This is a genomic window from uncultured Planococcus sp., from assembly GCF_947501725.1.
Taxonomy (GTDB): Bacteria; Bacillota; Bacilli; order Bacillales_A; family Planococcaceae; genus Planococcus; species Planococcus donghaensis_C.
In genome coordinates this window covers 477,390-503,184 of the sequence record NZ_CANMXD010000001.1, presented here as the reverse complement: position 1 = coordinate 503,184, position 25,795 = coordinate 477,390, and the positions used below count along the sequence as shown (strand labels likewise).

Sequence of the window (25,795 nt, the reverse complement as noted above, 5' to 3'; positions counted from 1 at the left end):
TTTTAAATCAATTAATATATAAATCGATTATAATCGATTATAATCGATTAATCAATTACCTTTTCGAATCGAAAAAATATTTCGATAATATCAACCACTTCCCCTACAATGAAAAGGTACAGCCAAACTAAATAGAAAAGAGGGATTTGTATATCCAGTTACATCTACAGTGTCGGCATGAGCGGCCTTGCCGGACAAGTGATCCGGGTCGAGGCGACGGTGCGGGAAGACAAAGAACAATGCGTCATCATCGGCTTGCCGGATGCGTCGATCAAAGAGTCGAAAGAACGGATTTTGAATTGCCTGCATGCCCTGGGCAAAGACATCGACATGAAGAAAATCACCATCCACCTGTCGCCCGCCGATGTGAAAAAGCAAGGCACGTCCTACGACGCGGCGATGCTGCTGGCGGTTTTGCAGGCCATGGAGAAAAAGCCACTCGAGATTCCCGAGCACACCTGCTTTATCGCGGCATTGACCTTGTCGGGTGAACTGACGACCTTCCACAGCATGATCCCTACCATCCACCAAGCCATTTTGCTGGGCTTTAAACGCATCTACATTCCACCCATCGAAATCTCCCTGTTTGCGCAAGCGGCGGATGTCGAATTGATCCGCATGCCGGATATGCCCTCACTGCTTTCCCACTTGAGCGGAAAAACTTCCCTTTTTGACGACGACCTCACCCTACTGCAACCCGAAATTCTCTATGAAGATACCGAAAAGATTCCGCACGTCTGTTTTTCCGCCATTCGCGGCCATGATGATGCGAAGCGTGCATTGTTACTGGCAGCGGCGGGCGGCCACCATGTGCTGATGAGCGGTCCGCCCGGCTGCGGCAAAAGTCTGCTCGCCAATGCCTTCCATACGATTCTGCCAGATTTGGCGCATGACGAGATTTTGGAAGTCTACAGCATCTACCAGCTCGCCAAACAAGCGCGCTCCTTATCCGAGCGCCCGCCGTTCCGCAGTCCGCATCATTCGTCTTCGGAAGGAGCGATTGTCGGCGGCGGCCGCTACCCGAAGCCCGGCGAAATGTCGCTGGCGCATCGCGGGGTATTGTTCCTGAATGAGCTGGGCCATTTCCCGCGGCGTGTCATCGGTACCTTACGCCAGCCGCTCGAAAGCGGCTTTGCCGTGGTCAATCGTGTCGAAGGGTCCGATCAATTCCCCGCAGCCATTAACCTGATTGCTGCGACCAACCCGTGTCCCTGCGGCTATTACGGCTCCCACGAGAAATACTGCACCTGCGGCGACAAAGCCCGCTTGAAATATATGCAGAAAATCACGGGTCCGATCATCGACCGGGTTGATTTTGTGCTGGAAATGAAAAACCAAGGCGTTCTGGCACAATCGACCGCAGTCACTTCGGAAGAACTGCGCAAACTGACGGGGGCTGCCCGCGCCCTGCAGCGAATCCGCTATGGCGCCAATTACACGAATGCCATCGTGCCGTTCAAGCTGTTCGAGGAAAAAACGCAGTTCACCCCTGTACAATTGGCACGGATCGAATCGGTCAGTTTCCAGGAAAAGCTGAGCAGTCGCTCCACGATGAAAATCCTGCGGCTGGCCCGGACCATTTCCGATCTGTCAGGCGACGACGAAGTAACGGACACGGCAGTCGATGAAGCGCTCGAGTGGAAGATCAGCGCTTCGCGTACGCATAGTTCACTGATGAGGTGAGCCATGACCCGAAAACGAGCGTTCAACCCGCATGCCTATTACCACGTCATCATGCGCGGTAACAACCGGCAGCCGATTTTCCGGACGAAGGAAGACATGTTCGAATTGAAACGCGCCTTCCTGCACGTCTATGCCGATTACCCGTTCAAGCTGTTGGCGTATTGTTTCATGACCAACCATTACCACATCCTGATTAAAACCGAGCGCGATCCGCTGCACAAAATCATGGGGCTGGTCAACCGGCGCTATAGCGCATCTTATGCCAAACGTTACGGCCACATCGGCCGGATCTACCAGAAGCGCTATTTTGCCAAGGAAGTCGATTCGCGCCTAGGACTTCTCACCGTCAGCAGCTATATCCACCGCAACCCGATCCAGACGAAGCAGCCGATGGTCGAGCGCCTGGAGCAGTATCCCTATAGTTCGTTTCCGCTTTACTGGGACGATACTCTCCCGGCACCGGTGTTTTTGGACCGGGAGCTGCTGCGGGGTTTGCTGCCGGAACCTTTCGAGAAGAACAATACAGCTTACTGCATGTACTGCCTGACCTATGCGCAGAACGCGGAAGAAGACGTGCATGTGGAGGATATGGAGCCGCCGGTGATGTAGAATGCAGGGGGTTCAGAGGGCACCGGTTCCCAGCAGTTCCCAAATGGTCCCTGTGTACGAAACAATTATGACTATTTAGCACTTCCCATAAACATGCCAAAGCCGCACCTTGAAACCCTTAAGATTCCTCGATGCGGCATTTTGGGCATGCATTTGTTTTGCATAGATGGAATTGTCTCTGACACAGGGGCGCGATTTATTACCTGAAGGGACGAGTTGTCTCTGACACAGGGATGCATTTTAAAGTTATAAAACACTCAAAAAATATCGTTATATCCTGATTAAGTATGTTAAAATAAAAAATATGAAAAAATTTATGTTAGAGGTGATCATTTGAAACAGCCATATACTTTGCCCTACCTCCCGATTGAATTTGACAGTGAAACTGAATTGTTTTTTTATAAAAAAGTCGTGACAGCTTCGGCCAAATTGGAGAAGTTAAAAGAGAAATTGCGTTATTCAGTTGTCAATCAATCATTCCTAGAACTGATCACATTAATGGAGTCCGTACAGTCGACAAGAATTGAAGGGACGCAAGTGACGTTCCATGATATGTTGGAGGATCAATTGGATCACCAGGACGACTGGGAAAAGACCGAAGTGAGAAATTACCAGGAAGCGCTGGCAATCGGGATTGAAGCGGTGCAAGCGGGATATCCCTTATCCGAACGGCTAATCCGACAAATCCATGAAGTCCTCATGAAAAACGCAAGAGGCTCATCCGGTGCTGCAGGTCACTATCGGCGTGTCCAAAATTTCATCGGCCCTACTAATCAATTGAAAGATGCCGCCTATATTCCACCTGAACCTCAATTGATGGATCAGTATATGACGAATTTGGAACGGTTCATTAATGGCAATCCCTATGCAGAAGAGCAGTTGGACGAATTGCATCCACTAATCAAATCAGCCATCATACACGCCCAATTCGAATCGATCCATCCTTTTCTGGATGGAAATGGCCGGTTGGGACGCATCTTAATCGTCCTTTATTTATTGCAGAGCAAGCTGATCGAAACACCTTATTTTTTCTTGAGCGAAGAATTGGAACGAGAGAAATTCAAATACTACGCGTTGTTAAACGGTGTCCGTGGCATCGGCAAACCAGTGCCCGATTGGAAATCCTGGATTAGCTTTTTCCTGGATGCTACCATTAAAATGGCTGGCCACCAGTATGATAAATTAAATCAGGCAGAGGAACTCTACCAGTCGGGATTGGCAAGGTTAGCCCAGCCCTCTACACATAAAGTTTGGCGCGCGCTGTTCAATTCACCGATTGCGGACGTTAAACAATTGGAGATGCTGACGGGTCTTGCACCTGTCACGATCCGCCAAAGCCTGAAGCAGCTTGTTCAGCTGAATATGGTATTCGGAAACGATCGCCAACGAAACCGACGTTATTATCTCTATGATTTAATCGGAATCATGAAAGATTGACCCGCAATAGCAAGACACCTCCCCGCTAAACATACAGGAGCCGCTGTTGCAATTTTTTCCAGCAGTTCCCAAACGGTCCCTGTGTACGAAACAGTTATGACTATTTAGCACTTCCCATAAACATGCTAAAGCCGCACCTCGAAACCGTTGGGGTTCCTCGATGCGGTTTTTTTGGCATGCAATTGTTGTGCATAGGCTGAATTGTCTCTGACACAGGGGCGCGATTTTCAAAAGTCGAGAATTCCCAGCAGTTCCCAAATGGTCCCTGTGTTAGACACAATTATAGGTATTTAACTATTCAGATAATTATACCCAGTCCAAAGCCTGAAACTCCTGCTGCATCAGACTTTGGACTTTTGGGTTTACATATTTAGTGAATAAACTGAATCTTCTTCAACACAGGGACGCGATTAGCGAAAAGTTTGGCGCGCGATGTTCAATTCACCAATTGCGGACGTTAAACAATTGGAGATGCTGACGGACCTTGCACCTGTCACGATCCGCCAAAGCCTGAAGCAGCTTGTTCAGCTGAATATGGTATTCGGAAACGATCGCCAACGAAACCGACGTTATTATCTCTATGATTTAATCGGAATCATGAAAGATTGACCCGCAATAGCAAGACACCTCCCCGCTAAACATACAGGAGCCGCTGTTGCATTTTTTTCCAGCAGTTCCCAAACGGTCCCTGTGTACGAAACAGTTATGACTATTTAGCACTTCCCATAAACATGCTAAAGCCGCACCTCGAAACCGTTGGGGTTCCTCGATGCGGTTTTTTTGGCATGCAATTGTTGTGCATAGGCTGAATTGTCTCTGACACAGGGGCGCGATTTCTTAATTATACCCAGTCCAAAGCTTAAACCCCCTTTCTGGGTCTAGCTTTGGTTTTTCGGGTCTACATATTTCGTGAATAAACTGAATCTTCTTCAACACAGGGGCGCGATTTTATTAAGAGGACATTCTGCCTCCCATACCTGGATAGACATACAAGGATTTATAAAAATTCACTGAGTCAAATTTGTTCATATAGTTTTTTACATCCAGTGGAGATAGATACAGAACGTTTCCTTTATATTCCGCCTCTCCTACATAATCATAATCCAATACCACGATATGATTTGCTTCGCTTTCGCTTAAATGCGCAATCCACATAGGTGCATCCACAGTAACTCCTAATATAACGCTTAAAATCATTTCTTCTCCTTCTCTATACATTTTTCTAGTCATTTCCGAGAGATTACAAATAGCTAATCTTCTGAGAGTTTTTCTCCAATGAAAGCAAAACGCTTAGCAATACTGGATTTTGTAAAAATGTAATATAGAGAACTATAGGGAAATTATAATCTCCATAACTCAACCTCTTCAGGCTTTTCATTTTGTGGTAAAATACTTTTCACGTCGACAAGTATGCCTTTCTCATTTTTCAATAAAGACCGAATAATTCCCCAGCTCTTCTGTACATACTCTCTATGTGGAACAGCTAATACTACAGCATCAGCTTTTTCTAAATCATCATAAGGAATTAAAGTCACTCCATATTCATGCTCGGCTTCTTTCGAACCAGCTTCTGCATCTGTTACTTGCACATCAATATCATATTCTTGCAATTCGCGAATCACATCGATTACTTTTGAATTACGTAAATCTGGAACATTTTCTTTAAAGGTAAGACCTAATACAGTAACTTTTGCTCCTTGAACGCCAATACCTTTTTTGATTAATTTTTTTACTAAAGTTCTTGCAATATACTTACCAAGATCATCATTTATTCGACGCCCTGCCAAAATCACATCTGGTTGGTACCCGACAGCTTGAGCTTTGTGAGTAAGATAGTACGGATCTACTCCAATACAGTGTCCTCCCACTAACCCTGGTGAAAAGTTAAGGAAGTTCCATTTAGTTCCTGCTGCGGCCAACACTTCAGCGGTATCAATGTCAAGAAGATCAAAGATTAATGCCAATTCATTCATCAATGCGATGTTAACATCACGCTGCGTATTTTCAATGACTTTAGCAGCTTCTGCAACTTTAATTGAGCTAGCCTTGTGTACTCCAGCTTTCACTACACTGCAATATGTATCAGCTACAATTTCAAGAACTTCAGGAGTCTGTCCTGAAACTACTTTAGTAATTGTAGTAAAAGTATGTTCTTTATCACCTGGGTTAATACGTTCTGGCGAATAGCCTACAAAAAAGTCTGTACCACATTTTAATCCAGAAAACTTTTCAAGTACTGGTACACATTCTTCTTCAGTTGCTCCAGGATAAACTGTAGATTCAAATACCACAATTGTTCCTTTATTTAAGTTTTTACCAACAGTCTCTGAAGCTTTAAGAAGAGGCGTTAAATCTGGCTGGTTGTGCTCGTTAATCGGCGTTGGTACCGCTACAATAATAAAATCTGTATCTTTCAATTTTGAAGCATCCGCTGTAAAGTCGATGTTTACTTCTTTCAATTCTTCATCAGTTACTTCATTTGTGTAATCTGTACCACCAATTAAAGTAGAAATTCGGTTTGCATTGATATCAAATCCTACAATATGATGTTCATGTCCAAATGCTACTGCTACTGGTAAACCTACGTACCCTAACCCTACAACGCCAATTTTTCTGTTCATTATAATTTCACTCCATAATAGCTGACATACCAGTCAACGAATTTCCCTACGCCATCTTTGATATTTGTTTCTGGTTGAAAATCAATATCTCTGTAGAGGTCTTCTACATTTGCATAAGTAGCTGGAACATCTCCTGCTTGTAGCGGCATAAAGTTCTTAATCGCTTTCTTGCCAGTTTTTTCTTCAATAGCTTCAATAAAGTCCATTAAACGAACAGGGCTATTATTTCCGATATTGTAAATTTTATAAGGTGCATAACTCGTACCTGGATCAGGATTTTCTCCTGTCCATTCAGGATTTGGTTGAGCAGGTTTTTCTACCAAACGCGTAATAGCTTCTACAATATCATCAACATATGTAAAATCTCTCATCATTTCACCATTGTTAAAGACGTTAATAGGCTTGCCTTCAAGAATATTTTTAGTAAACATGAATAATGCCATGTCTGGACGCCCCCATGGTCCATAGACCGTAAAGAATCTTAATCCAGTTGTAGGTATATTGTAAAGACTGCTATATGTATGGGCCATTAATTCATTTGCTTTCTTAGTAGCGGCATACAAACTGAGTGGATGATCAATATTATCATGAGTTGAAAAAGGCAATGATGTATTTGCTCCATATACTGAACTAGATGAAGCATAAATTAAATGTTTAACTTCGTTGTGACGACTAGCCTCGAGTATGTTCATAAAGCCTACAATATTTGAATCTATATAAGCGCGAGGATTTTCAATGCTATATCGAACTCCCGCTTGAGCAGCTAAGTTTACTACTGCATCTGGTTTTTCTTCTTTAAATATTTCATCAATCTCCTTATTATTTTCTAAATCAGTTTTAAAGAAAGTGAAATTATTATTACTTAATAACTCTAATCTAGATTCTTTTAATGAAACCGAATAGTAATCATTCAAATTATCAATACCAATTATCTTATGATTTAAATTCAATAATTTCTTGCTTAATGTTGATCCTATAAAACCTGCTGCTCCAGTTATCAATATTTTCATATAAAAACCCCATTCTGTATTATTAAAATTCTACCATTTTTTATTATGTAAATCGTCAATCCAAGTCGAACGCGGCAAGAAACTCATGAATACCTCAAAGGGCGTATTATAATTCAAAACTTTCCGAGGGACCTAGTTGAACGTCAAGAGAAAATCCATGATTTCCTTCTGAGTCATCCGGCTGAAGTCAGTTCCTTTTGGATAGGTGCGCCGAATGCGGCCATTGCTGTTTTTGTTGGTGCCGCGCTGACCCGGTACGCCGGGATCGGCGAAGTAAAACGGGACTTCCAGTCCTTTCTCGACTTCTTCCCACAGATGAAATTCCTTGCCACGGTCGGAGGTGATGGACTTCACCACTTTCTTTGGCAAGTTTTTCAACACCTGGATGATGGCCTGCGCGGTCTCAATCGCTGTCTTCGCCGCCAGCTTGTAGATAATCTCGAACCGGCTGGTGCGTTCAGTCAACGTGAGAATCTGGCTCTTGTGGGACTTGCCGATGACCGTATCGGCTTCCCAGTGTCCGACCTCGCTCCGGGTCTCCGTGACGTTGTTTTTCAGCTTCCGCCCTTTGCGGATCAGGAGCTTCTGGGACAGCTTGAACAGGCTGAGTACCGTGTACCGATAGGTGCTCGAGACACTGATGGGAAAGGGTTTCTTTTGCGTTTCCCAATACCGGCCGACAATGCTTTCAGGCGACCAAACCAGCTTGAGTTTGGACAAAATATAGTCGATGTCTTCTTGATTTACCGATCGCCGGCAGCCACAGTTTTCCCGCTTGGCATCGTAATCGAACTGCGCCAACAAGGCGTTATACGGCTTACAGCGTTTCAACTCATAGTTGATGGTGCTCTTGCTTCGTTTCAACTGCGTGGCGATGAAGGACAGCGATTTCTTTTCCAGGCAATAACTCTCGATTAACACACGTTCCCGTGTTACGATATGGGCATAGCTCATTTGGGGACACTCCTTAGTTGATTCGCGTTAACTACTGTGTACCCACTTGAGCTATTTTTATTTCCTAGCCGTTCGACTTAATATGATAATCTACATTGTTATAGATTTATAATTTATTTTTTTTGAATATATTCCAATTACCAAAACTATTAGTGCATAAATAGCACCATAGCCGGTACTTATCATTAATAAATATTGATATATATTCAAACTAAGATAGACCGTAAAAATATGAGCTAACAAACCCATCATTACTAATGAAAATTGAAAATACATATCCCAATTTTGTTTATTGAAGAAAACAAATGCCCCACTAATAGATGTTGCAATAAAACGTAATCCATACATCAAGCAGAGAATAGATATATATACTCCTGATTCTTCATATCCATTTCCAAAAATAATTTTGGAGAGCATGGGAGCTGAATAACTTAAAATTAAAAAGAAAAATAAAGATGTAATACTCAGAATAGAAGTGAAAATTAGGAAACTATTGAAAATTGATTTCCCTTCACTCTTGAGACTCTTAAGATTTTGAAAATATACTTTGCTAACATTGCTCGAGACTAAAACCAGTGGTAAACCCAATACCATATAAGCTATTGCATAATATCCTGCTTCTTTTGGAGAAAATAATGTAATAATTGAAATAGTGATTAATGTATAAGAAAAAGAATTAACAAATTGTGCTGGTACTGTATAAAATACATGTCTTTTATTCGAAATAAAAATTTTAAATGCATTTTCTAAAGATATAAATTTTCTTTTACTCAAATTTTTAAAATAGTCTTTCGTCTGTATTTTCAATCCCAAAAGTGGAGCTACTAGATATCCTATAATTAGTGCATTTCCTCCATTAGTAAATATAGCACCGGTTATTTGAACAATACCTTTAAAAAATTCTCTTAATATATCTACTTTTGCCATGAGTCCGTACATTTTGAATCTATTATTATGACTAGAAAAAATAAATTTCATTCCACTGGTTAGTATGATAAGTGGGAGTAAAAATATCAGAGGCCCTATTTCAGTAAAAATATTATTACCTATTAAAAAAAATACTAATAAAATGATAAAACACATAATGGTCACTATAATAGTTGTTATTATGCTTATGTCTGTTAAGTATTCAGCCTCTTGATCATCTTCTTCTATTACAATTAACATAGTTAATTTCAATGAAGCGACAGGAATTATCAAATTAGCAATTGAAATCAGAAAAGTATATATGCCTATTTGTTCTGGACTAACTATTCTAGTAAGGACTGGTTGAACAATTAAATTTATTGTTTGAGCTAGTATAGTACCTATTCCAAGAATGAAAACATTGTATACTGTTGTATTTTTTTTAAACATCTAAATCACGTCAATTCTGTTAATTTCACTTTACGATGTTTGACTTTTTTTATATACTTTTTTCTTTGTTAATTTGTCTACAACAACACATATGATAATTAATAAACTAGTAATTATAAAAATACTTCTATATAAAGTGGTTGGACCGTATAAATACCATCTCAATGACATAATAGGTATCAATATTTGAATTGGAAAAAAATAGATGTTTTTAGATAAGTAAACATATTTTAGTATAAGTGATAGTGCTATCCCGCTTATTAACACCCCAAAATAACCTAAACCAAAATAAAAATATGCTGGATATATGCCACCACCTACGTTATAGAAAAAATTATCTTTTACGTAATTAACAATATTACCTTTTCCGTCAAAACTCGATCCCAGAAACCAAGTCTTTAAGTATTCAAAAAAATAGATTAGAGTATCCTCTACATGATAAGTTGCACTTAAGGTGATAGAAGCATAGTAACTATATGAAACTGTGTCAGAATATAAGCCCCTATTCATAAGATTTTCTATAGAAGAAATTATACTTAAATTCATTCCTTCTCTATATTCTGCAAAAAAGTTAGCTAATACTATGGCTAAGACTGCTAGACTTGCTACTTTCCAAAATCTGAGAGATTTTTTTCTGATATACAATAAATAAAGTGCCAACACCATCAAAAAAGAGGCTGAGCGATCTCCTAGTGTTAACGACAGAAATATATATAGAATTGCATACAGAATGCTGAGATAATGCAACACCTTATTCTCACCAGAGTAAAACCAAACAAATACAAAAATTACTACTGCATATTCAATTAGAGGATTTGTATTACTAATGTAAGAATTACTATTGTAAGCAGAAAAATCATAACCAGTGAATAATATTAAATACATTATAAATGTTCCTGTAATTGAAATGACAAAATTATCTCTTTTTATTATTTTTTTAAATTCTAATGGATTATCGAGCGATTTACTCCATGAGTATGACAGAAAAATATTAATTACTAAAAGTAACAAAAGAACACTTTTCATTGTATAGACATTATAGATCGTACTTCTCAATTGCAACTGCCATTCTGCAACATGTATGCCTTTTAAAATCCCATCACTCACACCTATTGAAATATTAATAAACCCAATAATAGCAAATAAAAATAATAACAACTCATTATCTTTAAATTTGTAACATAAATATAAAGAAATTATGACAATAAAGAAACCAACCGATTGCAAAGCTAAATCATGCTCAGGTAAAAATCCAATCATTACAATTCCTAGAAGAAATAAAAATATATCTATGTAAGTCCAGTTCAAATATTTGGAATATATCACTTTCTTTTTGCTTAGATTCATTAGATATCCTCCAAAACGGCTTTGATTATTACTTTTATTTTCCTCGAAAAGTATTTTATTAAGATATATGTCTCTCAATGCCCTATGATATAAATTCCATAAATCTAGAATAAAATTCATTTCTTCTTTTAGATAATTTCTCTACTGTATACTCTTTAGCAATTTCAATATTATTATTACTCTCTGCTTCTAGTAAATCAATGTTTTTTGATAAGTAAACTATTTTTTCATACAACTTTTCTGTATCATTAAAGTCAACCATAAATTGAGGTTTCAATATCTCTGGAATCCCGCCTACTGGTGAACTAATAACTGGCAAACCTGCTGACATTGCTTCAATTACGACTCTTGGTAAGCCTTCTGCTTTTGTGGGAAATACAAACAAGTCAGTCTTTTTTATTTCGGTAATAACTTCATTACTATTTGATAAAAATCCTAAAAAGGAAACATTTTTCTGAATTCCTTTCTCAAATGCGTACTTCTTAAACTCGGACATCATCGGACCATCACCAATAAATATAATACTAGCATCAATTCCATTATCATTGAGCTTTTTTACAACATCCATAAGTATGACGTGACCTTTTCCATATGAGCTAAAAGAATTTGCAACATGTGATATCGTAAGTTTATTTGGAATTAGATACTTCTTTGGTTCTCCTATCAAATTCTTGTTAATAACTACAGAAGAATAGTTAGTATGAAAAAAACGTGCCGATTCCTCATTAAGAATCGATTTAGAAGGATAGCGTTTTTGCAAATATTCTTTCGTTACATATGCAACGCCATTAGCTTTTTTACAATATTTTTTTTGCTTGTAAGTCCAACTAATTCTAATCAAAGGCCTAAAAATACTGTCTATAGTACCTTTAGCGAAGGTTGTCCATGGATCAGCCACTACTTCTAAAGAAAATGGCTTACCTTGTTTAATAAATTGTTTTATAAACGGCATTGAAATTGCGCTAGGAATTCTAAAAATAGCTGCATCCACTGCATGAGTATATTCTAATACTTCTTTTTTTAATTTAAAGTAATTTCTTGCATACTCTACCGGCCCTTTAAAATTACTGATTTCTAAAAAATGTAATCCTGGTCCAGAAACGAGCTTATATTTCGGATCTATTTTATTAACTTGTGTAACCCTCACCAAAACAAAAATTTCGTTAAATATTTTTAAATATCTCCGAAAATAATTGTAGTCATAAATTGACTGAACATAAATATCACCTTTGGAATCTTTAAAGTAATGTCCGTCTGCAATAATCATAATTTTCATATCAATTTAAACTTCCTTTTTCCAAATTACATTATTAACATAGTCAGTATAAGAGAGGATTATTCTAACTACTTTCTCGGAAACATTAGGCATATTATAATCTTCAACTTTTCTCAAGGTGTTTTCTTTTTGTGTCTCTAAAATTTCTAACCCTTGTATTATTCTTTCTTTCTCTAGCCCAACCATCATCACAGAAGCTTCTTCCATAGCCTCCGGTCTTTCGTGAGCTTGTCTAATATTAAGTGCTCTAAATCCAAGAATAGATGATTCTTCACTAATTGTCCCACTGTCACTAAGAACAGCTTTTGACTTCATCTGAAGCTTCACATAATCATTAAAGCCTAAAGGTTTCATCGTCTTGATTAAAGAATTAAATTTAATGCCTTTTGCGTCAATCATTTTCTGTGTTCTTGGATGAGTACTAATAATAATTGGCATACTATATTTATCTGCAATGGCATTTAAACTATCACATAAATCCATAAAGTTTTTTTCAGAACTAATATTCTCTTCGCGATGAGCAGATACTACAAAGTATTGGTTTTCCTCAAGATTCAGTTTTCCAACTATATTAGACTTCTCAATATCTTCTTTTCTTGAGTTAAGTACCTCAAACATGGGGCTTCCAGTTTTAATTATGCGATCTGCAGGAAGGCCTTCTCTTAATAGATATTCTCTGGCAATATCGCTATACGTTAAATTAATATCTGCTGTATGATCAACAATTTTTCGATTTGTTTCTTCTGGTACACGTTGGTCAAAGCAGCGATTTCCAGCTTCCATATGGAAGATTGGAATCTGTCTTCTTTTAGCCGCAATGGCACATAGGCAACTATTTGTATCTCCTAGGATAAGCAAAGCTTCTGGTTTAACTTCTTCAAGAATCGGATCAATTTTCACAAGGATATTACCGATTGTTTCAACGGCCGTACCGTTTGCAGCATTCAAAAAGTAATCTGGTTTTCTTAAGTTGAAGTCTTCAAAGAATACTTCATTTAATTCGTAGTCATAGTTCTGTCCTGTGTGTACAAGAATATGTTCAATCGCAGTTGATTCTTCTAATTTATTAATAACTGCCGAAAGTCTGATGATTTCAGGTCTTGTTCCTACAACAGTCATTACTTTTAACTTCTTCATCCTTATACCTCCAAATAATGAGTATCAGGCTTCTCTGGATCAAAGCTTTCGTTCACCCACATAACTGTAACTAAATCTGTTTCTCCTACGTTCACTATTGAATGTGTATAGCCTGTTGGAATATCAACTACCTGTAATTTCTCGCCATTTACGTAATACTCAATAATCTCTTCTGAGTCGATATTTCTAAATCTGATTAGACCATTGCCGCTCACCACAAGGAACTTTTCATTTTTCGTATGATGCCAATGATTTCCTTTTGTAATTCCTGATTTAGAAATATTAACCGAAACTTGACCGCGGTCAGGCGTGCGTAGGAATTCTGTGAAAGAACCTCGATTGTCGACATTCATTTTCAAATCATATGAGAAATTATCTTCTGGCAAGAAGCTAAGATATGTACTATATAATTTTTTCGTCATTTCATCACTCATTGTTGGTACAGCTAAAGACCTTCTACTTTCTTTAAAACTCTTAATCCGATCAGCTAGGTCTTCCAACTCAATCTTATGAGTGACCGGCACAACACATAGATCTTCACTGATGGTTGGATTGCCTTCCAAAGCTCGGAGAAACTCTTCAAGCACATCATCAATATAGGCCAGTTCCAGTAAAGCTGTAGGATTGTTAACCTGGATATCTAAATTTCTAGCGATGTTATAGCAGTATGTAGCAACTACTGTATTATAGTTTGGCTTGCTCCATTTTCCAAATAAGTTCGGCAATCTGTAGATAAATACTTTTGCACCTGTTTGTTTAGCATAGGCAAACAATTCATCTTCTCCGGCTTTCTTGCTTTTCCCATAAGGATTATCATTTTCAGCCTGGATAGAAGAAGTAATTAATACTGGAGCTTTGTTTTCATTTTTTTCTAGAAGCTGAAGCAATTGAGAAGTTAGCCCATGGTTGCCTTCCATAAATTCACTTTCATTTTGAGGACGGTTGACGCCTGCCAAATGAAAGACAAAATCACAATCTTTCGTGAACTGTTCAAGGTCCTCAGAAGAGTTCTCTCTATTAAATATATACAACTCTTCATATCCCTGATTTTTTAATTCTGCTACTAAGTTTTTACCGACAAATCCATTGGCACCTGTCACTAAAATTTTGGTCATTGCGTCACACCCATTTTTGCTAGTTCTTCTTGAACAACATCTAATGTAAGTAAAAGTTTTTTAATCTCCGGCATTGTTAAACGGTGCGTGTTGTGAGAGTTATATTCCCAACCTTCTGAGATTTCTTCTTCACCCTCAGTAAAGTATTTATTGTAGTTCAAGTCGCGGTTATCGGCCGGAATGCGATAATAGCCGCCCATATCTGTAGCGACAGCCATTTCTTCTCTGGTTAGAAGAGTTTCATACAATTTTTCTCCATGACGAGTTCCAATCACTTCAATTGGATTTTCGACTTTAAACAGTTCTTTAAGTGCTTGAGCAAGTTCCCCGATCGTAGAGGCCGGCGCTTTTTGAACAAAAATATCTCCTTGATTTGAATTCAAGAAAGCAAATAAAACTAATTCAACTGCATCTTCTAACGACATTAAGTATCTCGTCATTTCTGGATCCGTGATAGTCAAAGGTTTACCAGCTTTAATTTGATCAATAAATAGAGGAATTACCGATCCACGTGACGCCATCACATTTCCATAACGAGTACCTGTGATATTAGTGTCATTAACATCTACAGTCCGAGATTTTGCTACAGTTACTTTTTCCATCATAGCTTTTGAAATCCCCATCGCATTGATTGGATAAACAGCTTTATCTGTCGAAAGACAAATAACTTTTTTCACTTCGTTTTGAATAGCAGCATTAAGAACATTTTCTGTGCCTAATACGTTTGTTTTGACTGCTTCCATAGGGAAAAACTCACAAGAAGGTACTTGCTTTAAAGCTGCTGCATGGAATACATAATCAACATTTTTCATAGCCGTATTTATACTATTTATATCTCTAACATCCCCAATATAATATTTCACTTTAGGATTATTAAGACGTTTTCTAATGTCTTCTTGCTTTTTTTCATCTCTTGAGAAGATACGGATTTCTTTGATATTCGTATCTAAAAATCTATTTAAAACTGCGTTGCCAAATGAACCTGTTCCGCCTGTTATAAGTAAAGTTTTATCTTTAAACATGTTAATTCACTTCTTTTCTTTAGATTATAAATCCAGTAACTTATAGTATCTATCTACATTGATTTCTTTCGTATATTTAGATTCGTATAAAGTCCTTGCATTCAAAGACTGTTTATTCGTAAGTTCTCTATTTTCATAATATCTTTTGATTGAGTCAACAAATCCATCTATATCACCTTGTTGAATGTTCTCTCCAGAATTAAATTCTTTCAAATCTCTTGCTATATCTGTTTCTGAACTCATTATAGCCAGAACAGGTTTACCGGCTGCTAAATATCCATAAGTTTTACTTGGCACTCCAAGACCTTCTATACCTGCTTCTAAACTCACTAAGCATAAATCACTTATAGCTAATACATCCGCATAATCTTGTCCCGTTAAAAACCCAAACACTTTTGCATTAGTAATATCATTATCCTTTAAAAACCCTTTAACATTTTCAACTTTATTACCGTGACCAGAAAAAACAAAGAATATATCTTTGCGATTCTTATAGTTTAAAATGCCATTTAATATTGTATCAATATCCTGGAAAGAACCCATATTTCCAGAATATAAGACTACAAATTGATATTGCGCTTTAATTTCTTTAAATTCTGTATTTAAAACAATGTTGCTTTCCAAAACTTTTTCATTAGAGAACCAATTTGGAATTACTGTTAAATTACTTTCTTTTTCAGCAATCCTGTTTTCAATAACATATTTTTTCATTTCATTCCCTAAAAGAACTACATGAGATGCATTTTTATAAACTCTTTTGTTCACGAAGTCCATAAGTTTATGGATTAGACCATTCTCTTTGATCCCTTTCATTTTCAAAGCATTATCTGGATAAACATCAAAAGCCACAAAAATGAATTCAATCTTACAAATCTTCTTTAATACATATGGAATTAACGGTAAAATTGGTGGGTTAGAATATACAATGATTTTTTTAAAATTTTTGAGATAAAAAACCTTTGTAATCATAGCAAGAAATAGGGAAAAGAAATTAAAAATCCGACCAAACTTACTTTTATTATTAAATGTAGTATATTTTACTCTTTTTATATCAATGCCATCTAAATCATTTGGCAGTTCTTTTTCTTCTTTTTTTTCATTAATGTATTCTTGGGGATAGCCGCTTACGACCCCCACTGCTAAACCTTTCTTTTGTAAGCCTATTGCTAATTCGGTCGGTAAAGTAGCAGAAGATACATGTTCAGGATAAAAATATTGACAAAGTATAGCTACATCTTTTTTAATTTTAACCACCCAGTTCTTTACCTTCAGCTCGAGTGATGCTTTCCTCGAAACTCAATTTAGTGTATTGAAAACCATCTATTTTACAATCTTCATTTTTATAAATAATATTTCCAAACATTTTTCTTGTAATACTGAACTTGTTACCAAATGATTTAATAAATAATGATAATATATTAGAATTTATAATTCTTTTGTTATTATTCTTTGCGATTTCATTTACCATAACTAAAGTGTTAACATCTTCAGGATTTTTCACTAAGAATAATCCATGTGCTTTATTGTCTATTAAATACATTACAAGGTCAGATAAATGATCTATATAAACTAAACTTCTCCTATTATTAATTTTAGGGAAAAGAGGCGTTTTTTTAGCTAACTTACTTAAAGAAGCATAATTACCTGGACAGCCATAACCATAAATCATAGGAATTCGTAACATAGAAACTTGGAAATCATCAGACTGAAGGACGCTTATCTTGTGTTCTGCTTCTAATTTACTTTTGCCATAGTAAGAAGTAGGAGTTTCCACAGTATCTTTAGAAATGATTGTTTCCTCTCCAATTTTCCCAATAAGCCCATAGACAGCCATTGTACTTAAAAAGACAAATGATTTAACACCTTCTAATTTAGCTTTATCCGCAAGTTCGTATGTCAAATCTCGATTTATTTTATAATACAATGATTCATTTTCTGACTTTTCTTTTTGATGAACGATAGCAGCAACATGGTAGATAGCCTCATAACTCGAGAACTCTTTCATTTTCCATTCATTGTTGCGAACCGATATAAAATCTATTTCCCAATCACTATTGAGCTCTAGCATTCTCTTCTCAAATTGTCGGCCTGCATAGCTGTTTTCACCAGTTACTAAAATACGCATATTAGCACACCTCTTATTTTCCTTCTTTAACCCCATCACTCTTCAAAACACTAAACAAAGTCCCAAAAAATATCTTAAAGTCCAATACCAGACTCATCTTCTCAACATACTCTCCATCAATCTTCGCCTTAACCTCAATCGCTAATTCATCCCTACCGCTAATCTGCGCTAAACCAGTCAAACCAGGCAAAATATCATTCGCCTTATATTTATCTCGCTCCGCAATTAGATCATACTGATTCCAAAGTGCCGGCCGCGGACCAATGATGCTCATTTCACCTTTAAGGATATTAAATAGTTGAGGCAATTCGTCCAAACTGGTCTTGCGTAAAAACTTACCTGTTTTCGTAATAAAAAAGTCAGGTTTTTCTAGCAAGTGTGTTGGCATATCGTTTGGCGTATCCATTTTCATCGTCCGAAACTTTAAGATATTAAAATCCCTCTTGTCTTTCCCAATCCTTTTCTGTCTAAAAAGTATGGGGCCTGGCGAGTCTATCTTTATCAAAATACATAGAAGCAGAAGAACAGGAGATAAACCAATAACAATTAATAGGGATAAAGTAAAATCTATAATTCTTTTCGTAAATGAGAACATCATGTTCTCCTTTCTATCTGCAATTTTTCAAGTTACTTAGTATTACGCAGAACCAACTTCTGCTTTTGGAATTGCTACATTTTTTCTGTTCGCCAACCCAACCAATACATCCTTAACCTCATCATTCCCCATATCAGGCAGTTTCTCCAAAAGATAAGTCAACTCACCCTCACTAACCGGATTCGCCTTCCCAATATAAATCTTCGGAAACACCTGCTCGGTCTGGATTTCGTTATCATTCAACAATTCCTCAAACAACTTCTCGCCAGGACGAATACCAGAAAAATTAATGCCGATCTCGCCTTCTGAATAACCGGATAGACGGATCAAGTTCTGTGCCAAGTCGACAATCTTCACAGGCTCGCCCATATCCAATACGAATACTTCTCCACCTTCAGCCAGCGTTCCGGCTTGAATGACCAAGCGTGATGCTTCTGGAATGGTCATGAAATAACGGGTCATTCGCGGATCTGTCACCGTAATCGGTCCACCTGCCGCGATTTGTTTCTTGAACAACGGAATAACCGATCCACGAGAACCCAATACATTACCGAAGCGTACCGCTGCGAATTTCGTGTCGCTGCGTTTCGCCAAGTTCTGGACGATCATTTCTGCAAAGCGCTTCGTGGCGCCCATGACGTTCGGTGGGTTTACCGCTTTATCGGTAGACACCATAACGAAATTGCCTACTCCGCTCAAATGCGCCGCTTCTGCGACGTTCTTCGTGCCGTAGATATTGTTCTTGACCGCTTCCATCGGATTTCCTTCCATCAACGGCACATGCTTATGCGCCGCTGCATGATAGACGACATCCGGCTTGTAGGTCTTCATGATTTCCAGGATACGTTCACGGTCCTGGACGTCTGCGATGATCGGGATGATTTCCGTATCAGGAGACAGATTTTGGCGCAGCTCCATGTCGATCAAGTAAATCGAGTTTTCCCCGTGGCCGAGAAGCAAGAGCTTTTTCGGTCCGAAGCGTGCAATTTGGCGTGAAATTTCAGAGCCGATTGAACCGCCAGCGCCTGTCACGAGAATCGTCTTGCTGGTCAGCTGATTGGCAATCTTGTCCATATCGAGCTTCACTTCATCACGGCCCAACAGATCCTCGATTTTAACGTCCTGGATATCCGTTACGGACACTTTCCCAGTCATGATGTCTTCAATAAGGGGAATCGTTTGTGTCCGAACACCGGAGTCCATACAGGTCTTGATCAGCTCGGCTGTTTCCTGCTTGCCGAGTGAAGGAATGGCTATGATGATCGTATCAATCAGGTTGTCCTTGGCGATTTCCGCAACGTCTTTCGTGGTGCCGTGGATGACCCGGACACCGTAAATATCAAGGCCTTGTTTGTTCTTATCGTCATCGACATATAACACAGGCAACAAGCCGTTTTCGGGATTGGCCAACAATTGGCGAGCTACTAAGCTGCCCGCTTTCCCGGCACCCACCACTAAAGTTCGCTTCAGCTCTGAACCTTTGGGTTTCATCTTGTTATCACGGAATAGCCGCCAAGACAAGCGCGATCCACCGATCAGGATAAGATGCAGCATCCAGGTAATGGCTAAAGCGCGGAATAGGACATCGCCTCTGTACATGTATTGGACTAGACCAATTACGACGATGGACCAGCTGACCGCTTTAAAGATGGACGTCAATTCCCCGATTGAAGCGTATTCCCAGACTTTCCGGTACAAGCCGTAGTACATCGCCAATGCGTGATGTGCGATGAAAATGGTTAACGCACTTGCCATCAGGAATTGGTTCTGCAGAACAGCTTGGTAAGGGTAAAGCACATAATAACCGACGAATATTGAGAAAAATACAATTAATGAGTCAACGATTAGTAATAAAGATACACGGTTTTTCAACGACAACGCAGTCAATCCTTTCATTTCCCAGTACTATATACATAGCTTTGTAAAAATCTTATCTAACTCTAACATACTATGAAATGGAAATGATAGGATTTTTAAAACAAATTAATACTTTTTTATTATTTATTAAGCAAATATATTCCACCATTTCCCTTTTTGAATGTCATCAGGTTCCAGCACATGCAGATGATCATCCAACAGGATGCGTTCGTTGTTTTCCAAAAAAATATCGACCATGTCATGCTGCTTCTTTTTCTCCAGGTAATCGAGGCCTTCGTTGAACAGGAATGGCCGCTTGTCCAGGCTGTGGACATCCGAGCCATAGACATGGATCAAGTTGGCGTCGATCAGGGTCATGGCCGTACGCTGAATGGCTTTGCCGAAGCTTCCGGCAACGGATCCCGCTGTGACTTGTGCCATGGCTCCGTGGAGCAAGAGTTTCTTTAAACGCTCCGGCTTTTCAATGATGCCCTGGTTGCGTTCTGCGTGGGCGATAATCGGCACGTAATTATTGGTGATCAATTGTTGGATGATCGGTACGGTGTAAGCGGGTATGCCAGATGACGGAAGCTCCAAAAGAACGTAACGGGAACCCGCCATCGTCAACGCCTCTTTCGCCAGCAACTTTTCCGGCAGTTTTTCACCCAGGCGGCATTCCTGTCCGCTGTAGATTTTAATCGGCAGCTGTTCTTGTGCAATATAGCTATTGACAAGCTCCAATTGCCTATTTAGCGCTGCGAGGTTTGTTTGGAAGTTCGGGTGAAAAGCATGTGGTGTGGCGATGATGCCGGTCAGCTGTTCGTCAACAGCTTTCTCCAGCATTCGTTTTGTCTGTTCCATCGTTTCCGCTCCGTCATCAAGTCCGGGCAGGATATGGGCATGGGTATCGATCATTTCTTGTTCCTCCTTGTGCGCTTAAAAAAAAGTAAAAAGGAAAATCCTTTTTACTCTGCATTCCCGTAATATTGATAATAATAGCTGTCTTTTGCCAGAGCGTAATTATTCAGTACCGCGCCAATCAGACGGCTGTTTGATGACTCGATGGCTTCTTTGGCTTTTAGCGCCATTTCTTTTTCGGTATTGCCTGAGCTGACGACCAGAATCGTGCCTTCGCATTTGTTCGCTAAGATCTGCCCATCGGTTACGGAAAGAACAGGCGGTGCATCGAAGATGATCAAGTCATACATTTCTTTCAATTGTTCGATCAACGCTGTCATTGACTTGGAAGCAAGCAGCTCTGCCGGGTTCGGCGGAATCGGACCGCACGTCATCAAGTCCAGGCGTTCAACCGCTGTTGGGCGGATAACTTCCTGGATGGAGTTTTGGCGCGTCAATACACTCGACAAGCCGACTGTGTTCCCCATACGGAACGTATAATGCGTCGTCGGTTTGCGCATATCGCCGTCCACCAACAAGACTTTCTTGCCTTCCTGTGCGAAAACGACGGCCAGGTTTGCCGACGTTGTCGACTTTCCTTCTGATGGAGCTGCAGACGTTACGACGAGCGTACGGATTTCTGCATCTGGTGATGAAAAGTTGATATTGGTGCGCAAGGTACGGAATTGTTCCGCTACAAACGAGCGGGGTGTTGTGAATGCGATGAGTTTACGTGCAGTTTCCTGCAGGACTTTTTTCTTTCTCGCCATTGCGTTAGCCCACCCTTCTCTTCGTTGATGTGGTTTGTTCCAGTTTTGCTTCTTCTTTTATTGGAGAAATAACGCCAAGCAACGGTACGCCTAGGAATTCTTCGATATCCTGTTCTGTCTTAATGGACGTATCCAAGTATTCAAGCAGGAACGCAATACCAACGCCAAGCATCAAACCGATTACTGCGGCAATTGCCATGTTCAGCATCGGGTTCGGTGCAACCGGTGATGGGTTTTCTTTCAGTACGGCCGGTGATAGGATCGAAACGTTATCGACGTTCATCAATCCCATGATTTCGCCTTCAAAGACTTCCGCGGTTTTATTGGCGATTTCCACTGCCTGTGCCGGGTCTTCGTCTTGTACCGTCACGTTGACCACTTGAGAGTTCTCAGCGGTAGCGACGGTAATTTTGCTGTTCAGCTGCTCGACGGACATATCAAGGCCTAATTGGCTTGATACCTCATCTAATATCGCTGGGCTTTTGATGATGACTGAATATGTATTGATCAATTGAAGATCGGTTTGGATGTTCTGGTTCGTCAATTGGCTGGCTTCAGTCTGTTCCTGGTTGACCAAGATCTGTGTGGATGTCTGATACATCGGTGTCAGGACTAAAAAAGAAACAACGCCCGCGATGGTGATGGCTAATATCGTCATGAGTGCAATTAACCCAGCCCGTTTTTTCAGGGTCTTGAACAGGTCTTGTAAGCTGATGGTTTCTTCCATGTAGTAAGTATCTCCTTTAATTAGCATATTCTTGCCAGTCTCTTTTATAAACAACTTAAAATAGTATAGCATAGGAAAGAGTCGAAAGAACTTCCAAATTTAAAATGTTTTATAGGCTATTAGAATGATTTATGCTATCTTTATTTGTAAGTATGGATGTTTTTTGAAAGGAGTATTCGATGAAATTGTATAAAATTGGAGCCGTTTTGGCTGTACTTGTGTGTGTGATTGCATTAGTATTCAGCTATTTGACCTGGCAGGATAAACTTGAGAATGTATTGGATAAACCGGAGGAAGCGCGTGCCCAGTCCTCCGATAAAGCAGACGAAGAACCGGAAACCGAAACAAATGACAATTCTGTGAACATCGAAGGATTGATCGCTAATATGGACTCACAGGTTCAGGCGATTTTTGAAACACGAAATAGCGAAGGCGAAAGCGTGAAGCTGCTGATTGCGGGTTCTGCCGCTTTGGAATCGGGTGAACCCGGCTACGCGGAGCAATTGGAAGCTTCTTTAGCGGAAGCGTATGGCAACTTTATCGAGGCGGATATCGTTTCTATAGAAGGAACGTCTGAGTCCCTGGCGAATGTCGATCTGTCGGCAGGCTATGATGTGGTGTTGCTTGAGCCGATGACGTTGATGAACAACGACCGTATCGCCATCGAACAAGAACGTGAGCATATCGAAGAGTTTGACGCTGCACTGACTGCTGAGAAGGAAGACGCGTTTGTAGTCCTCCATCCCCCGCAGCCGATTTATGGCGCTGGCTATTATTTGTCGCAAGTGACTGCATTGAATGAATTTGCGTCGACAAACGGTTATGCTTATATTAATCACTGGTCCGCTTGGCCAGATACAGATGATGAGTTGCTGAAGGAATATTTGGCGGAAGACGGATTACCGAACACCAAAGGCGCTCAGGTATGGGCAGAAGAATTACAGGCGTATTTCATCGCCAACTAAAAGGGGCAAAGCTTGATGAGCAGAAGAGACAAAAAGAATAAGAAGAAAAAATGGCCGTGGATCGTAGGGATTCTTGGACTGATCGTTATAGGCCTCGGGATTTACCTGTTTACGGTATATAGCACGTTCACGAACACGCTCGAAGAAATCCACGAGCCGATTGAACGCGAAGCCTCTGAGAAGCGCACGACGGACCAGGCTGTTGACCTGAGTCAGGAAGATCCGTTTTCGGTCTTGCTGCTGGGTGTCGATGAACGCGAAGATGACCGCGGCCGTTCGGATACAGTGGTTGTGATGACGGTTAATCCAGCGGAACAATCGACGAAGATGGTGTCGATTCCGCGTGACACGTACACGGAGATTGTTGGACGCGGCACGATGGATAAGATCAACCACGCGTATGCATTCGGCGGCATCGAAATGTCGATGGCGACTGTAGAAAATCTGTTGGATATTCCGATTGATTATGTGATGCAGGTGAATATGGAAGGTTTTAAGGACATTGTTGATGCGGTTGATGGTGTTGAAGTCAATAATACATTAGCATTTGACGGGTTTGCTGAAGGCACGCTGGAGTTGAACGGCGAAGAAGCATTGGATTATGTAAGAATGCGCAAACAGGATCCGGAAGGCGACTTTGGCCGACAGAATCGCCAGAAGCAAGTGATCCAGGGCATCATGAAAAAAGGTGCGTCTGTGAATAGCTTGCTGAACTACAAAGATATCTTTACTGCCCTTGGTGATAACGTCCGCACGAATATGACGTTCGACGAGATGATGGATGTGCAGTCGAACTACCGCGACGCGATCGGTACGGTTGAGCAGCTGATGGTGGAGGATGGGTATGGAGAGACGATCAATGGCATCTGGTATTATATAATGGATGATGCCGAGTTGGCGGAGATCCAGTCGACGTTGAAAGAGCATTTGAATATGTAAAAGTGTTGAGTGAGGAGTGCAACCCCGTCCCGGGGTGGCGCTCTTTTTCTTTTGGTAGAGGATTTTTTTAGATTTTCTATAAGTCGCGTTGGTGCTCTGGAATGGACTCCCGCGCTAAGCCAAGTAGCTGAAGTGCGCTACTAGTCTTATCGCTCCGTCCACTCCTGGACGCACCTGCCGCTGGATGATTTGGGACTCGCAGCAAACTTGTGTGTTTTTTGGGGTAGAAAGTTAGCGCGTGGTTCTGGGGAATCGTTCGGCGTGATGGTGCACACGCCTTCGCTTGAAGAGAAGAAATGGTTTGGGTTTGTCGATTGCTGGGTGAGACACAAATGTTTTTTATTTGTGGCTCACCCGTTTTCATCCCTGTGTCGGACTCAAATGCTCCTCAATTTGTGGCCGACACAGGGATGTGCTCCCAAGCTAAGATTCTTCAAGGAGTTATGAATAAAGAGAGATTAACGGAGTAGGTTTTGATGAATTCTAGAAGTCGCTCCGGTGCTCTGGAATGGACTCCCGCGATAAGCCGGGCAGCGCTTCGCTCGCCAGTCTTATCGCTTCGTCCACTCCTGGACGCACCTGCCGCTGGGGGTTGTGGAAACTCGCAGCAAACTTGTGTGTTTTTGGGGGTGGAAAGTTAGCATGTGGTTCTCAAATCGCTCGGCGTGATGGTGCACACGCCTTCGCTTTGTGTGAAGAAAATGATGCGGGGTACTGGGATGAGCCACCAATGTTCTTTAATTTGTGGCTCATCCGTTTTCGTCCCTGTGCCGGACTCAAATGCTCCTCAATTTGCGGCCGACACAGGGATGTGTTCCCAGGCTGCGATTCTACAAGCAGCTACCAATAAAGAGCATCGCCCTCTTCTCCAGTTCAACACACAAAATGATGCAGAAACAAACGTTTCTGCGAAAGTACACGGCCTGGAACGATTTCTTCACCCCTGCCCCTTTTTTCCCCACACAAAAGCCCGCTCCTGTGGTCAGGAGCGGGCTCAGGTGAATGATTCAGTTTACCGGATCATCTGGCGCATCGGCAAAATCATCATTTTTTTTTTAGGATCGCCGAACTTGAGTGTCTTTAAATCGTATTCACGAACAAAATACACAAAGGCCTGTCTCGGCATGCCAAGCTGTTTGGCACCAACAGAGGGGCCCACATTGTCCTTGATATAGAGGTCCTTCATGACTTCCACCAAGGCTTTGTTATGCCGCTGCTCTACTTTTTCTCTATAAGAGTCATACTTCGTCATAAGCCCTTCACCTCACTTCCCACTGGTTTATATAGGTCTTGCGCATCTTTTCTCTTCTTATATTTACATTATAAGGCTTCCAGTTCTTCATTACTAGTCTA

24 protein-coding genes are annotated in these 25,795 nt (G+C 40.3%); 6 read left to right on the top strand and 18 right to left on the bottom strand.

What is annotated here, in order from left to right:
* Nucleotides 1–177: 177 nt before the first annotated feature.
* From Q0785_RS02310 to Q0785_RS02295, 4 genes are all read left to right on the top strand, one after another.
* On the top strand, nucleotides 178–1,683 hold the full coding sequence (locus Q0785_RS02310) for an ATP-binding protein (protein WP_298824739.1): 1,506 nt from the start codon (nucleotides 178–180) through the stop codon (nucleotides 1,681–1,683).
* 3 nt (nucleotides 1,684–1,686) lie between these two features.
* Complete coding sequence (locus tag Q0785_RS02305; protein ID WP_298824737.1) at nucleotides 1,687–2,292, top strand: transposase; 606 nt, start codon at nucleotides 1,687–1,689, stop codon at nucleotides 2,290–2,292.
* A gap of 333 nt (nucleotides 2,293–2,625) precedes the next feature.
* The gene (locus Q0785_RS02300; protein ID WP_298824734.1) at nucleotides 2,626–3,729 is read left to right on the top strand and encodes a Fic family protein; all 1,104 of its coding nucleotides are present in this window, start codon (nucleotides 2,626–2,628) and stop codon (nucleotides 3,727–3,729) included.
* A gap of 432 nt (nucleotides 3,730–4,161) precedes the next feature.
* Nucleotides 4,162–4,338: a hypothetical protein gene (locus Q0785_RS02295; protein ID WP_298824730.1), complete on the top strand. Its 177-nt coding sequence runs from the start codon at nucleotides 4,162–4,164 to the stop codon at nucleotides 4,336–4,338.
* A gap of 342 nt (nucleotides 4,339–4,680) precedes the next feature.
* Here the strand turns inward: Q0785_RS02295 and Q0785_RS02290 are convergent, their stop codons facing one another.
* The 17 genes from Q0785_RS02290 to Q0785_RS02210 form a co-directional block, all read right to left on the bottom strand.
* On the bottom strand, nucleotides 4,681–4,926 hold the full coding sequence (locus tag Q0785_RS02290; protein WP_298824727.1) for a hypothetical protein: 246 nt from the start codon (nucleotides 4,924–4,926) through the stop codon (nucleotides 4,681–4,683).
* A gap of 143 nt (nucleotides 4,927–5,069) precedes the next feature.
* On the bottom strand, nucleotides 5,070–6,350 hold the full coding sequence (locus Q0785_RS02285) for a nucleotide sugar dehydrogenase (protein ID WP_298824724.1): 1,281 nt from the start codon (nucleotides 6,348–6,350) through the stop codon (nucleotides 5,070–5,072).
* Complete coding sequence (locus Q0785_RS02280; protein WP_298824721.1) at nucleotides 6,350–7,360, bottom strand: NAD-dependent epimerase; 1,011 nt, start codon at nucleotides 7,358–7,360, stop codon at nucleotides 6,350–6,352. The genes Q0785_RS02285 and Q0785_RS02280 overlap by 1 nt, the downstream gene beginning before the upstream one ends.
* A gap of 132 nt (nucleotides 7,361–7,492) precedes the next feature.
* Nucleotides 7,493–8,314 carry an IS30 family transposase gene (locus tag Q0785_RS02275; RefSeq protein ID WP_298824719.1) on the bottom strand — a complete coding sequence of 274 codons (822 nt, stop codon included), beginning with the start codon at nucleotides 8,312–8,314 and terminating at the stop codon, nucleotides 7,493–7,495.
* Nucleotides 8,315–8,404: 90 nt separating this feature from the next.
* On the bottom strand, nucleotides 8,405–9,670 hold the full coding sequence (locus Q0785_RS02270; protein WP_298824716.1) for an oligosaccharide flippase family protein: 1,266 nt from the start codon (nucleotides 9,668–9,670) through the stop codon (nucleotides 8,405–8,407).
* A 30-nt stretch (nucleotides 9,671–9,700) separates the two neighbouring features.
* Nucleotides 9,701–11,017 (bottom strand): hypothetical protein, encoded by a 1,317-nt coding sequence (locus Q0785_RS02265; RefSeq protein ID WP_298824713.1) that lies wholly within the window; start codon nucleotides 11,015–11,017, stop codon nucleotides 9,701–9,703.
* A gap of 82 nt (nucleotides 11,018–11,099) precedes the next feature.
* Nucleotides 11,100–12,293, bottom strand: a complete 1,194-nt coding sequence (locus Q0785_RS02260) for a glycosyltransferase family 4 protein (protein WP_298824710.1) — start codon at nucleotides 12,291–12,293, stop codon at nucleotides 11,100–11,102.
* Between the two features lie 6 nt (nucleotides 12,294–12,299).
* A complete protein-coding gene (wecB, locus tag Q0785_RS02255) occupies nucleotides 12,300–13,430 on the bottom strand; it encodes a UDP-N-acetylglucosamine 2-epimerase (non-hydrolyzing) (protein ID WP_298824705.1) in 1,131 nt (376 codons plus the stop codon).
* 2 nt (nucleotides 13,431–13,432) lie between these two features.
* Nucleotides 13,433–14,545, bottom strand: a complete 1,113-nt coding sequence (locus tag Q0785_RS02250) for a capsular polysaccharide biosynthesis protein CapF (RefSeq protein WP_298824703.1) — start codon at nucleotides 14,543–14,545, stop codon at nucleotides 13,433–13,435.
* Entirely contained in the window at nucleotides 14,542–15,567 is a 1,026-nt protein-coding gene (locus tag Q0785_RS02245) for a nucleoside-diphosphate sugar epimerase/dehydratase (protein ID WP_298824700.1), read from the bottom strand. The genes Q0785_RS02250 and Q0785_RS02245 overlap by 4 nt, the downstream gene beginning before the upstream one ends.
* A 24-nt stretch (nucleotides 15,568–15,591) precedes the next feature.
* Nucleotides 15,592–16,821, bottom strand: a complete 1,230-nt coding sequence (locus Q0785_RS02240) for a glycosyltransferase family 4 protein (RefSeq protein ID WP_298824698.1) — start codon at nucleotides 16,819–16,821, stop codon at nucleotides 15,592–15,594.
* Nucleotides 16,814–17,692, bottom strand: coding sequence for an NAD-dependent epimerase/dehydratase family protein (locus tag Q0785_RS02235; RefSeq protein WP_298824696.1), 879 nt, complete (start codon nucleotides 17,690–17,692; stop codon nucleotides 16,814–16,816). Before Q0785_RS02235 ends, Q0785_RS02240 begins: the two co-directional genes overlap by 8 nt.
* Before the next feature lie 13 nt (nucleotides 17,693–17,705).
* Nucleotides 17,706–18,290: a sugar transferase gene (locus tag Q0785_RS02230; protein ID WP_298824693.1), complete on the bottom strand. Its 585-nt coding sequence runs from the start codon at nucleotides 18,288–18,290 to the stop codon at nucleotides 17,706–17,708.
* A gap of 39 nt (nucleotides 18,291–18,329) precedes the next feature.
* Nucleotides 18,330–20,165, bottom strand: a complete 1,836-nt coding sequence (locus Q0785_RS02225) for a nucleoside-diphosphate sugar epimerase/dehydratase (protein WP_298824690.1) — start codon at nucleotides 20,163–20,165, stop codon at nucleotides 18,330–18,332.
* Nucleotides 20,166–20,291: 126 nt separating this feature from the next.
* Nucleotides 20,292–21,059, bottom strand: coding sequence for a CpsB/CapC family capsule biosynthesis tyrosine phosphatase (locus tag Q0785_RS02220; RefSeq protein WP_298824687.1), 768 nt, complete (start codon nucleotides 21,057–21,059; stop codon nucleotides 20,292–20,294).
* Nucleotides 21,060–21,109: 50 nt separating this feature from the next.
* Nucleotides 21,110–21,811, bottom strand: a complete 702-nt coding sequence (locus Q0785_RS02215; protein WP_298824685.1) for a CpsD/CapB family tyrosine-protein kinase — start codon at nucleotides 21,809–21,811, stop codon at nucleotides 21,110–21,112.
* Nucleotides 21,812–21,815: 4 nt separating this feature from the next.
* On the bottom strand, nucleotides 21,816–22,538 hold the full coding sequence (locus Q0785_RS02210) for a Wzz/FepE/Etk N-terminal domain-containing protein (protein ID WP_298824682.1): 723 nt from the start codon (nucleotides 22,536–22,538) through the stop codon (nucleotides 21,816–21,818).
* 179 nt (nucleotides 22,539–22,717) lie between these two features.
* On the opposite strand from Q0785_RS02210, the gene Q0785_RS02205 reads away from it, so the two are divergent.
* The gene (locus Q0785_RS02205; protein ID WP_298824679.1) at nucleotides 22,718–23,503 is read left to right on the top strand and encodes an SGNH/GDSL hydrolase family protein; all 786 of its coding nucleotides are present in this window, start codon (nucleotides 22,718–22,720) and stop codon (nucleotides 23,501–23,503) included.
* Between the two features lie 15 nt (nucleotides 23,504–23,518).
* A complete protein-coding gene (locus Q0785_RS02200) occupies nucleotides 23,519–24,442 on the top strand; it encodes a LytR family transcriptional regulator (protein ID WP_298824676.1) in 924 nt (307 codons plus the stop codon).
* A gap of 1,012 nt (nucleotides 24,443–25,454) precedes the next feature.
* Here Q0785_RS02200 and Q0785_RS02195 read toward each other — a convergent pair.
* A complete protein-coding gene (locus Q0785_RS02195) occupies nucleotides 25,455–25,694 on the bottom strand; it encodes a hypothetical protein (RefSeq protein WP_298824673.1) in 240 nt (79 codons plus the stop codon).
* Between the last annotated feature and the right edge of the window lie 101 nt (nucleotides 25,695–25,795).